The 11032-nt window shown below is 52.9% G+C and carries 9 protein-coding genes and 3 tRNA genes; 5 read left to right on the forward strand and 7 right to left on the reverse strand.

Annotated features, from left to right (window positions below; all coding sequences use genetic code 11):
• Positions 1-449: 449 nt before the first annotated feature.
• The 3 genes from THS27_RS07655 to THS27_RS07665 all read right to left on the reverse strand — a co-directional run bounded on the left by THS27_RS07655 (position 450) and on the right by THS27_RS07665 (position 5391).
• Positions 450-2015 carry a SpoVR family protein gene (locus tag THS27_RS07655; RefSeq protein ID WP_085589472.1) on the reverse strand — a complete coding sequence of 522 codons (1566 nt, stop codon included), beginning with the start codon at positions 2013-2015 and terminating at the stop codon, positions 450-452.
• The gene (locus THS27_RS07660; RefSeq protein ID WP_085589474.1) at positions 2012-3349 is read right to left on the reverse strand and encodes a YeaH/YhbH family protein; all 1338 of its coding nucleotides are present in this window, start codon (positions 3347-3349) and stop codon (positions 2012-2014) included. The genes THS27_RS07655 and THS27_RS07660 overlap by 4 nt, the downstream gene beginning before the upstream one ends.
• Positions 3350-3444: 95 nt before the next feature.
• Positions 3445-5391, reverse strand: a complete 1947-nt coding sequence (locus tag THS27_RS07665) for a PrkA family serine protein kinase (protein ID WP_085589477.1) — start codon at positions 5389-5391, stop codon at positions 3445-3447.
• 582 nt (positions 5392-5973) lie between these two features.
• Between THS27_RS07665 and THS27_RS07670 the strand changes: the two genes are divergently transcribed.
• Both THS27_RS07670 and THS27_RS07675 read left to right on the forward strand, forming a co-directional pair.
• A complete protein-coding gene (locus tag THS27_RS07670; RefSeq protein WP_085589480.1) occupies positions 5974-6306 on the forward strand; it encodes a rhodanese-like domain-containing protein in 333 nt (110 codons plus the stop codon).
• A 209-nt stretch (positions 6307-6515) separates the two neighbouring features.
• Positions 6516-7151, forward strand: coding sequence for a LysE family translocator (locus tag THS27_RS07675; RefSeq protein WP_168184846.1), 636 nt, complete (start codon positions 6516-6518; stop codon positions 7149-7151).
• Positions 7152-7227: 76 nt separating this feature from the next.
• Here THS27_RS07675 and THS27_RS07680 read toward each other — a convergent pair whose 3' ends face one another.
• Together THS27_RS07680 and THS27_RS07685 are read right to left on the reverse strand one after the other, a co-directional pair.
• Entirely contained in the window at positions 7228-7872 is a 645-nt protein-coding gene (locus tag THS27_RS07680; RefSeq protein ID WP_085589486.1) for an NrsF family protein, read from the reverse strand.
• 11 nt (positions 7873-7883) lie between these two features.
• Complete coding sequence (locus THS27_RS07685; protein WP_139835511.1) at positions 7884-8411, reverse strand: sigma-70 family RNA polymerase sigma factor; 528 nt, start codon at positions 8409-8411, stop codon at positions 7884-7886.
• 182 nt (positions 8412-8593) lie between these two features.
• On the opposite strand from THS27_RS07685, the gene THS27_RS07690 reads away from it, so the two are divergent.
• Complete coding sequence (locus tag THS27_RS07690; protein ID WP_085589491.1) at positions 8594-9379, forward strand: alpha/beta fold hydrolase; 786 nt, start codon at positions 8594-8596, stop codon at positions 9377-9379.
• A 66-nt stretch (positions 9380-9445) separates the two neighbouring features.
• Here the strand turns inward: THS27_RS07690 and THS27_RS07695 are convergent.
• Positions 9446-9522, reverse strand: a tRNA-Thr gene (locus THS27_RS07695).
• A gap of 137 nt (positions 9523-9659) precedes the next feature.
• Positions 9660-10529, reverse strand: a complete 870-nt coding sequence (rlmB, locus tag THS27_RS07700) for a 23S rRNA (guanosine(2251)-2'-O)-methyltransferase RlmB (protein ID WP_085589493.1) — start codon at positions 10527-10529, stop codon at positions 9660-9662.
• Between the two features lie 194 nt (positions 10530-10723).
• Here rlmB and THS27_RS07705 point away from each other — a divergent pair.
• Together THS27_RS07705 and THS27_RS07710 are read left to right on the forward strand one after the other, a co-directional pair.
• Positions 10724-10808: transfer RNA gene (locus tag THS27_RS07705), tRNA-Tyr, on the forward strand.
• A gap of 37 nt (positions 10809-10845) precedes the next feature.
• Positions 10846-10919: transfer RNA gene (locus THS27_RS07710), tRNA-Gly, on the forward strand.
• Positions 10920-11032: the final 113 nt, after the last annotated feature.

Here is an 11032-nt window from a genome sequence, read left to right on the forward strand (position 1 = left end):
GCAAAAACGATAATTTGTTATGTTATAACGTTTCTCTTTTGTCAAAGAGAAAACGACACATGCCATCGGGATTTCATAACCGGCGCAAAAATTGCCCTGCAAACCGGGGCTAAAAATGAACGGCTTTTGGTGAACAAATACCGGCATGGATTTGAGGTCGGATGATCTTTTTAGATGCTAGTAACTGAGTCAATTAAAAGCAAAGGGATGACCCAAAACAATGGTTTCGAAATCAAAACGAGAAAACTTCAAATGATGTTTTATTAGCTATGTATATGTAATTTACAGGTTTTATGCGCCCGCCTGCGAAGGTTTTGTTTCACATTCACAATGTTTCAGGCGCTGAACCGGTTAAACCTGTATGGCATACGGAAACGTCATAAAGGCCGCTTCATGATGGGGAAGCGGCCTTGCTGTTAGGGAAAAGGTTAGCCGAACATTCATTTGGCTTATGAGGATGTCAGATCGCTTGGGGTGTAATGTGTTTCATGCAGGATTTCGCCACTGTCATTATCAATGGCCTGCAAAGTAACACCATAACCCCATAACTGGCCGATATAGCCCAGCGTCAGTTCGGCTTCGGATTTATCAAGCCGGATGCCATCATGCTGGGTATGGGCAATATAAAGCTGGCGGTTGCCGCGCAAATCAACATCAACCACTTGCAAATCGGGTTCGCGCACCGACAGGTCGTGCATCCGTGCCAGGGCCCGGCGCACATTGCGATAGCCATTGTCGTCATGAATGGCACCAACTTCAAGATGCGGGGCCGATGCATGGTCGTTGATCATGAACATTTTCATATCGCGCATCAGTTTGGGCGATAAAAATTGCAGAATAAAACTTTCATCACGATAGTGCGCCCATGCATCGCACAATGTCGGGATCGGGGCATTGTTACCGGCAATATCAGGAAACCATTTACGGTCTTCCTCCGTCGGGGCAACACATATGCGGTGAATATCCTGCATCATGGCAAAACCCAGCGCATAGGGGTTAAAGCCGGAATAACGCTGGTCGTCGAACTCGGGCTGGAAGACCACCTTTGAATGCGAATCGATAAATTCCATGATCGCACCCTCAGAGATTAGTCCCTTGTCATAAAGCCGGTTCATGATGTGGTAATGCACATAACAGGCACAACCTTCATTCATGACCTTGGTTTGTTTTTGCGGGTAAAAATACTGGCCGATATTACGCACGATCCGCAAAATTTCGCGTTCCCACGATTGCAGGCCAGGCGCGTTCTTTTCTAAAAAATATAACAGGTTTTCTTCGGGCAGGCCAAATTGCGCCCGGCGTTGTTCCATGCGCTGGCGCCGGATTTGTTCGTCCTGGGTTTCGCTGTCTTCTTCGGCCTGGGGCAGGGTGCGCCATAAATCGTTATAGGTTTCGTCTTCGTATTTGGCGCGTTCGCGTTCGCGCTCCAGTTCAACGGCCAGATTGGGCTTTTCCGGGTGGGAATACCGGTTTACCCCGTGATCCATCAGGGCGTGCGCGGCATCAAGAATGCGTTCAACCGCATCAAAGCCAAACCGGTCTTCACATTTGGCGATATAGCGTTTGGCAAATTGCAGATAATCGAGAATCCCGTCGGCATCGGTCCATTGTTTGAACAGGTAATTGTTTTTGAAAAAATGGTTATGCCCAAAGGCGGCATGGGCCATCACCAATGCCTGCATGCCAATGGTATTTTCCTCCATCACATAGGAAATACACGGGTTGGAATTGATAACAATTTCATAGGCCAGCCCCTGGTATCCCTTGCGATACATCACATCATCGCGCACGAAGCGTTTGCCAAACGACCAGTGATGATACATCAGCGGCATGCCAATTGACGAATAGGCATCAAGCATTTGCTCGGACGTGATTACCTCGATCTGGTTGGTATAGACATCAAGGTGCATTTCATTGATCGCGATATCTTCAATCGCATCATAGGTGGCTTTCAGGGTGTTAAAATCCCAATCGGCACCGTCAAACAGCAATTTATGTTCCGGTCTTTTGCTCATATCCGGGCCTCCGACTTGTTTTTGGCAAACAGTTCGCGAAAAACCGGAAAAATATCCGCAGCCTTGGTCACCCGTTTCAGGGCAAAGCGTGAATTTCGGGCTTGTGCCAGCGGGGCATAGGCCTTCCACAAGGCGGTTTCGCCTTCGGCGGTGGAAAAAATCTCGGCTTCGCGTTCGTCGGTAATTTCGATATAGGCGTAATACTGGCATTTCGGCAGCAAATCTTCGGCCAGAAGGGCGGTGCATTTGGCCCCGTCATTGGAATAGTTATCGCCGTCCGATGCCTGTGCGGCATAGATATTCCATTGATCAGTCGGGTAGCGGTCTTTCAGGACGCGTTTCATTTCTTCAAGGGCAGTGGAAACAATGGTGCCCCCGGTTTCGCGCGAATAGAAAAATGTTTCTTCATCCACCTCGGATGCGCGTGATGTGTGGCGGATAAACACCACCTCCACATGTTCATACCGGCGATGTAAAAACATATGCAGCAGCATGAAAAACCGTTTCGCCAGTTCCTTCATCTGTTCAGACATCGACCCGGAAACATCCATCAGGCAAAACATTACTGCCTGTGTGTTCGGGTCGGGGATTTGGCGAAACTGATTATAACGGGTGTCGATCGGGTCGATAAAGGCGATGGCACGGCTGCGACGTTTGGCTTCATCAAGTTCGGCCTGCAAAGCTTGTAACGCCTTGTTGTTTTCCTGTCTTTTTGCTTCGGGCAGGCTGTTTTCAGCTTCTTTCAACCGGGCAATTTTTTCTTCCAGTTCGCGAATTTCGCTGTTTTTAGGCCGGCGCAGGCCAATGCGCCGTGCAAGCGAATTACGCATGGTGCGCACAAGGTTGAGATTGGCGGGCGAACCTTCCACCGAATAACCGGCGCGCGCAGTGCGAAAGGCGGCGGTTTGTTTCAGGCTTTTTTTCAAAAGATCGGGCAGTTCCAGATCCTCGAAAAAGATATCGAGAAACTCGTCACGGGTTAGCACGAATTGAAACTGGTCCTCGCCATCGCCATCCGGGCTGGCTTGTGACCCACCGGCACCGCCATCACCGCCATTCGGGCGGGCAATACGGTCGCCAGGGACAAATTTTTTGTTGCCCGGCAGCACATAATTGCGGTCTCCGCCGCGCCCGGCATGGTGAAAACCGGGTTCGCGCAGGGTTTTACCGGGTATGGTGATCTGGTCGCCATTATCGATATCGGTGATGCCGCGGGTTTTGATCGATTCTTCTACCGCTTTTTTGATTTGGGCCTTGGCGCGGCGCATAAATCGCTGGCGATTGCCAAGGCTTTTACCTTTGGGGTTTTTGCGGCGGTCAATGATATGAAACATGGGCGGTGTATCCTAAAAACGCAGGGGCAGGGCAGAACCCGGCGCCGGGTGATGAAAGGGGAAAACACCACCCGGCGGGGGCAATGCGGGGCAAATCAGCCCGCCTTGTTGACGCGCATATACCATTCGACCAGACGACGGGTCTGACGTTCGGTATAGCCACGCTCAATCATGCGTTTGACGAACTCGTTATGTTTCTTTTCGCTTTCGCCATCTTTTTTTGACCCAAAGGAAATAACGGGCAACAGGTCTTCAACCTGACTGAACATGCGTTTTTCAATCACGTCGCGCAGTTTTTCGTACGATGTCCATGACGGGTTTTTGCCCTTGTTATTGGCACGTGCGCGCAGGGCAAATTTGACGACTTCGTTGCGGAAATCCTTGGGGTTGGCGATGCCCGCCGGCTTTTCGACCTTCGACAGTTCTTGGTCAATAATCTTGCGATCCAGAAGCTGTCCGGTATCGGGGTCTTTGAAATCCTGGTCTTCAATCCAGGCATCGGCATAGGCCACATAACGGTCAAATAGGTTCTGGCCGTAGTCGGAATAACTTTCAAGATAGGCTTTCTGGATTTCCGCCCCGATAAACTCGGCATAGCGCGGGCCCAGCTCGGCCTTGATGAATTCCATATATTCCTTTTCGCGTTCTTCGGGGTATTGCTCGCGCCGGATCGCCTGTTCGAGCACATACATCAAATGGACCGGGTCGGCGGCGACCTCGTGGGTATCGTGGTTGAAGGTTTCCGAGAGAACCTTGAAGGCAAACCGGGTGGAAATGCCGTCCATGCCTTCGTCAACACTGGCCGAATCGCGATATTCCTGCATCGATTTGGCTTTGGGGTCGACATCTTTCAATGTTTCGCCGTCATAGACCCGCATTTTGGAATACAGGTTGGAATTTTCATGTTCCTGAAGGCGCGACAGAATCGAAAACTGTGCCAGCATTTTAAGCGTACCGGGGGCGCAGGACCCTTGTTCAAGTTCCGATCCTTGCAGCAATTTGTCGTAAATGCTGGTTTCCTCGGTAACGCGCAGGCAATAGGGCACCTTGATCACGCTGATCCGGTCAATAAAGGCTTCGTTGTTTTTATTGGCCTTGAAGGTCTGCCATTCTGCTTCGTTTGAATGGGCCAAAATCATGCCCTGAAACGGGATCGACCCCAGGTTTTCCGTGCCGATATAGTTGCTTTCCTGTGTTGCCGTCAGCAAGGGGTGCAGCATTTTGATCGGGGCCTTGAACATTTCAACAAATTCAAGCATGCCCTGATTGGCGCGGTTTAACCCGCCGGAATAGGAATAGGCATCGGGGTCGTTCTGGCTGAAATATTCCAGTTTGCGGATATCAACCTTGCCGACCAGCGATGAAATATCCTGGTTGTTTTCGTCACCCGGTTCGGTTTTGGCAATGCCGATTTGACGCAGCCGTGACGGCAGCAATTTGACCACCGAAAATTTCGACAAATCGCCTTCAAATTCGTCCAGCCGTTTAACCGCCCAGGGCGACATCAAACCGGTCAGGCGGCGTTTGGGAATGCCATATTTATCGTTAATGGCGTCGCCCATCTTGGCAGGATTAAACAGGCCGAGCGGGCTTTCAAATACCGGGCTTATGTCATTTCCGGCTTTCAGAACATAAATCGGTTCCTGTTCCATCAATTCCTTAAGCCGTTCCGCAAGCGAACTTTTGCCGCCGCCTACGGGGCCCAGCAGATAAAGAACCTGCTTGCGTTCTTCCAGCCCTTGTGCGGCATATTTGAAAAAACCGACAATGCGTTCAATGGTTTCTTCCATACCAAAAAAGTCGGCAAAGGCCGGGTATCGCTTGATCGTGCGGTTTAGAAAGATGCGGCCAAGGCGCGAATCTGTCGATGTATCGATCAGTTCGGGTTCGCCAATGGCCTTGATCATGCGTTCGGCCGCCGACGAATAGGCCGATGGATCATCGCGGCATAAATTAAGATAGTCGCGAATGGTCAGTTCGGTTTCGCGTTTTCCGTCATAGCCTTCCGCATATAGCTCGAAGATATCCTGGTCTTCAGCCATGGCGCGGTCTCCTTTCCAAAATTATCGCACGTCGTTGGTCTGTAAAAAGGGTCCGGTTCTCTTGTTGCAATTCTCCCGGTCGGTGTTTCAGGCACTACTTCAGGCGCGTGTGCCGCTTGTTGTTGTGGGCCTTGCGGGGAATGCGGGCGCAAATGTCCCCGAAAATGTATGAAAAACTGACACCTATGGCGTCAAAACAGCTTTAAATGCGAAAATTGGCGTCGATCAGACCCGATTAGACACGGAGGGCAAACCGCAATTGATGCCGGTTTGCCAAATTGTTCATCCATTATGTCCGCGATATGCTTGCTGGGCGGCGGAATTGAAATATTCCGCTTGCATAAGCCCCCGAGGCAAGTCCAGAGCGACGGGATGAAACCTTGCTTCTCTACAGTTTAACGTGGTTACTGCATTGCGACACTGCAATGTCAAACTTCAAAAAGTTTAGTGTGTTTTTATTGGTTTAAACGGGTTTACCGTTCACAAATTGGTGACGTAACACATACGCCATGCTTTGGTTGCACATGTTATGTGCGTCCGATTACGAGTGTGCCTGATGCGTGCAGGTCATGAAAGGAAACAATGTCAGATAATTCTGTATATTTTATTGACACCGCGGCCCTGAAGCAGATTTCGCAGGAAAAAAGTGCGCTGCTGGTAGATGTGCGCCAGCCCGATGAATTTGCCGGTGGCACCGTGCCCGGTGCCGTCAATATTCCGCTGGGAGACCTTGATATGTCTTCCCTGATCGATCAGACCGACGATATGGATCGTGACATCGTTTTTATCTGTGCGGTGGGGCAGCGTTCGTTTGGGGCGGCAAATGCGGCCCTTCCCCATCTTGATTGCAAGGTTATGACCCTTAAAGGTGGTTTGCAGGCGTGGGCACGCGACGGGTTTGTCATTCAGAAATAATTTCTGTTGTGTTCGACTCCTTGCGGTGATTTGACTTGTTCAAAGTCATTTCAGTCTGGCAGGCATTTTGGGCCATCGTATCGCTTGTGTACAATGGCACGGTTTACCGGGTTATTGCGGGTCGTGCCTGTCACGCTGCATTGTCTTTGCCTGTCGGGCGATGACTTTGGCCTGAGTCTTTGTTTTCCTGATTTTGCCGGACCATGACCATGCAATATGTTCCTTATCTGTTGACCGCCTATGCCATTTTCATGCTGGCTGTATTATCACCCGGGCCGAATTTTCTGGCGGTGACCGGTACGGCAATGACGGTTTCGCGCCGGGCAGGGCTGGGTCTGGCCCTTGGTGTTGGAAGTGGCACCTTTTGCTGGTCCAGCATGACGATGCTGGGTTTAACGGCTGTGCTTGCCGCTTCGGCGGATATCGCGCTGATTTTGCGCTGGGCGGGTGGGGCTTATCTGATGTTTCTGGGGTATAAATCCCTGCGGGTGGCATTGCGCCGCAATCGCCCGGTCTCTGAAACACCGGCAAATCTGATCGCTAACCCTGATCGGCCTTTCTGGCGTTATATTCGCCGTGGTCTTCTGGTGCAGGCCGGGAATCCCAAGGCAGCGCTGTTCTGGCTGTCTGTCATGTCGCTTGTTTTGCGCCCTGATGCCCCGGGGTGGGTGGCAGTTGCCATTGTGGTGGGCACAACGGCAATTTCATTTTGCTGGCATTTGGCCCTGGCCTGGTTCTTTTCCACGCCAGCCGTGATGCGGGTTTATCGCCGTGCCCAACGCACCATCGAAGGGGTGCTTGGCGCGATGTTTATTATTTTCGGTGGCAAACTTCTGGCCGGTTAAGCCGCGAATCCCGTTATTTCATTATCTTGTGCGGTTATCGGCTGCTGTTTTGCGCTAGGAACACATGTTGTGCTGCCTACCAGGCCAGCATGCGCCGTCCGATGGCAGCGCCAAGGGCGGTAACGATTCCAACCGCAATCGGATACCAGACCAGCAAAAACAGACCGGCATCATTGCGACACGCAATGGCATAGGCCATCGCAGCCAGTGCGCCCGCCAGCATACCGGCATAGGCACCGGTTTTACCGGGGCTAACGGTTGCGCCTTTACGTAAAAAATACATCAGCAATCCCAGCCCGGGCAGGGACGCGACAATGATGGTGGCAATACAAACAGGGGCCGCCAGGGGGGCCGCGCCCAGCCACGAACTGCCCGATTGATCGGTGATGATCCGAACCGCAATGATCATTAATACCGGCACAAAAATCAGGCGGGATGGCACATTGCCACCGGCAATCGCCAGTTCCCGCAGGGTTTTGAACGCGGCAATACCTGCCGCCAGCATGGCAATGACTTTAAAAAAGGTTGCCGGTGCCGTATCCATGGCAATCAAATCCGCCCGTGGGCCAACAAGGGCCAGAATGATCATCACCGCCATGATCACGCCCGCCAGCACACAGCCGACAAGCGCGCTGTGCAATTTGCGCGGTGAGGGGCCATTTGCGGTTCCGGCCTGGCTGGCAAGATTGCTGATAAGGTCATCGGTTTTAAGTGTGTTCATTCCCTGTTTCCCTATCCCTTGCCCGACCGTGCCGTATCAAAAAGCCGTGCCAGCGCGCGGTTAAAGGTCACACGGATGGATGCTTCACTGCGGTTAAGCTTTTGTGCGGCCTGTCGGACGGTGTCGCCTTCAATGGCAAGGGCATTCACCACGTCGTGCTGTTGCGATGGTAGAGCGGCCAGTTTCTTTTCGACATCCAGCGCCCGGCCGGGGTCAGATGATGTATCACCGATGATATCGGCCAGTTCACCCAGACTGACATTCGCCTTGTGCGCGCGTTCGCGCGATGAGCGCCTTACGGCATCGACCAGTTTGTAATGCACAATACCGGCCAGCCATGGCTTGAAGGGGCGTTCTTCATCCCATGTATGGCGTTTGTCATGCAGCCCGATCAGAATTTCCTGCACCACATCCTCGGTTTCCTGCGGGTCAAGGCCCAGCCGGCGCAACCTGCCGGGAATGCCGGTGCGCAGGCTTTGTGCAATTTCCGCCAGCATCTGCCCATAGGCTTTGGCATCGCCCTGCCGTTCCGCGCGCATTGCGCTTTCCCAACGCTGTTGCCGGTTTTCTGTCAAAAGATCATTCCTGCTTGTCGCCGGGCAAGGGGCTCGCTTTTTCGTGAAGCGACGTGATCAGGCGCCATGTTTCATTTTCACCGGCCGCTCCGAACAACCTTATGGAAGCCTCATGCGAGGCAATTTTATAAGCGTAAGGATATAAAATGAAATCGAACCTTGTCAAAGTCGCCGCAACCCTTGCCGTTCTTGCTCTTACCTCGGGTTCGGCCCTGGCGCAATCAGCAGCTGATATGATCAAACCTGCCAGCACGCAGGCGAAAAATGTGGTGCTTGTACATGGCGCCTGGGCCGATGGATCAAGCTGGGCAAAGGTTATTCCGATTCTGCAAAAGGCTGGCCTGCATGTAACCGCAGTGCAAAACCGCCTGACCTCGCTTAAAGATTCCGACGAGGATGTGCGCCGTGCCCTGGCGCAGCAGGATGGCCCAACCGTTCTTGCCGGCCATTCCTGGAGCGGCACAGCCATCAGTGATGTCGGCAATGCCAAAAATGTTTCGGCCCTGGTTTATGTTGCGGCCCGTGCCCCTGAGGCGGGCGAAGATTTTGTCGCCCTGCAAAAGACATTTCCTGATACGCCGGTGCGTGCCGGAGTCGAGAAATTCGATGGTTTCACCAAGGTATCCGAGGATGCCTTTTTAAAATATTTCGCCAATGGCATCGATGAAGACGAAGCCCGCGTTTATTACGCCGTGCAGCAACCCACGGCTGCCAGCCTGTTTGGCGCACGTACGACCAATACCGCCTGGAAATCCAAGCCGACTTTTTATGCCGTCTCGACTGAAGATAAAACCATCTCGCCGGAATTCGAGGCATTCCTGGCAAAACGTATGGGCGCACAAACCATTACGCTTGATGCCGGGCATCTTTCGATGGTGTCCCACCCGCAGGAAATTGCCGATCTGATCCTCAAGGCCGCCGGTCGCCAGTAACCGCGATCTGCCAAATTCAGGCAAAAGAAAACCCCGCAGCCGGAAGGCTTGCGGGGTTATCTTTTGTGGTGCCGGCAGAGAGACTCGAACTCCCAACCTTCGGATTACAAATCCGCTGCTCTACCAATTAAAGCTATGCCGGCGCGAGCGGCGAGAACATAGTCCGGGATGATCAGGATTGCAAGCCCCTGATTGTTCCCATTTTTCATCGCCGGTCGCAGGTTCAAAAATTCAGCGTTTTCAAACGATTCGCTAACATTCCGGTCTGGTTCGGGCGGATCTAGCGAAACAGTTCGTACAAGGCAACGGCAGCCGCGTTTGAAACATTCAGGCTTTCAATGCGGTCTGTCATCGGCAGTTTGACCAGAAAATCGCAATTATCGCGGGTTAACCGGCGCAGGCCATCCCCTTCTGAGCCCATGACAATGCCGATTTTACCCTTCAATTTGGCCTCGGCCAATGTCTGGTCTGCGCTGCCATCCATCCCTGCCAGCCAGAAATTGGCCCCTTTCAGGGCTTCCAGCGCGCGGGCCAGGTTGCCGGCATGGATATAGGGCACCACTTCAAGCGCACCACTGGCTGATTTTGCCAGCACACCCGATTCCAGCGGGGCATGGCGGTCGGGCACAATCACGGCACAGGCACCAAAGGCGGCGGCACTGCGCAAAATGGCGCCAACGTTATGCGGGTCGGTTACCTGGTCCAAAATCAGCACCGTTGCCGATTCCTGATCGCGGTATTCAGCAACCAGATCCTCGACAGCGGGTTGGGGCAGGGGGGCACAATGCATGGCAATGCCCTGATGAACCGCCCCGGGCGGAAGCATCTGATCAATGTCGATGCGTCCGGCATTATCGACCAGAACATCGGTGCGCCCGGCTTCCTGCAGGGCATAGTTGATTTCCTCGCGGGCATTTTCGGTGGCCCAGATGCGATGAATCGTTCGCTGCGGGTTATGGATCGCCATGATAACGGGGTGGCGGCCGAAAAGAATCAGGCGCGACGCATCGCGCCCGCTGCCGGAATCCCGGCCACGGCCACGACCGCGGCGGGAATTGTTTTCATCCTTTTCCGCGTCCGGCGACGAGATATCCCCCGCATCAGCATTGGCTGGGCGGGAAAACGAACGGTTTTTGCTGCGGCGCGGCATTGTGGCGGAAACCTCCAACTCATAACAACTTGAATGCACTTTGTTTCGCCCGGTTTACGGGGCTAAACCAACATATAGGAAAGGAAATACGAATTCGTGCTTTTTTTGCTGTTGACAAGATGGGCACCTGCAACGTATTCCCTCCCTCGCCGCAACGAGGCCGGGGTAACAGCCGACAACGTTTCGACCCGGATGGAGGGGTGGCAGAGCGGTCAAATGCAGCGGACTGTAAATCCGCCGACTTAGTCTACGCAGGTTCGAATCCTGCCCCCTCCACCATTCTCTCGCCCTCGCGAGAGCTCGCAATTAAAAATATGCGGGTGTAGCTCAATGGTAGAGCAGAAGCCTTCCAAGCTTACGACGAGGGTTCGATTCCCTTCACCCGCTCCAGTATTTTAGTTACCCGTCGGCTAGTGCGGTGGGTTCTTACGTGTTTTTTTGGTTCGGATTAGGATCTGAGGGCAATGGCCAAGGAAAAATTCGCGCGTACAAAACCGCACGTT

The organism is Thalassospira sp. MCCC 1A01428 (assembly GCF_002115825.1).
Classification (GTDB): Bacteria; Pseudomonadota; Alphaproteobacteria; order Rhodospirillales; family Thalassospiraceae; genus Thalassospira.

Excerpts from the sequence above, each read along its gene's own strand:
- THS27_RS07680 (WP_085589486.1), bottom strand. The coding sequence starts at position 7,872 with ATGAACACACTTAAAACCGATGACCTTATCAGCAATCTTGCCAGCCAG.
- THS27_RS07675 (WP_168184846.1), top strand. The coding sequence starts at position 6,516 with ATGCAATATGTTCCTTATCTGTTGACCGCCTATGCCATTTTCATGCTG.
- THS27_RS07685 (WP_139835511.1), bottom strand. The coding sequence starts at position 8,411 with ATGCGCGCGGAACGGCAGGGCGATGCCAAAGCCTATGGGCAGATGCTG.
- THS27_RS07655 (WP_085589472.1), bottom strand. The coding sequence starts at position 2,015 with ATGAGCAAAAGACCGGAACATAAATTGCTGTTTGACGGTGCCGATTGG.
- THS27_RS07670 (WP_085589480.1), top strand. The coding sequence starts at position 5,974 with ATGTCAGATAATTCTGTATATTTTATTGACACCGCGGCCCTGAAGCAG.
- rlmB (WP_085589493.1), bottom strand. The coding sequence starts at position 10,529 with ATGCCGCGCCGCAGCAAAAACCGTTCGTTTTCCCGCCCAGCCAATGCT.
- THS27_RS07660 (WP_085589474.1), bottom strand. The coding sequence starts at position 3,349 with ATGTTTCATATCATTGACCGCCGCAAAAACCCCAAAGGTAAAAGCCTT.
- THS27_RS07665 (WP_085589477.1), bottom strand. The coding sequence starts at position 5,391 with ATGGCTGAAGACCAGGATATCTTCGAGCTATATGCGGAAGGCTATGAC.
- THS27_RS07690 (WP_085589491.1), top strand. The coding sequence starts at position 8,594 with ATGAAATCGAACCTTGTCAAAGTCGCCGCAACCCTTGCCGTTCTTGCT.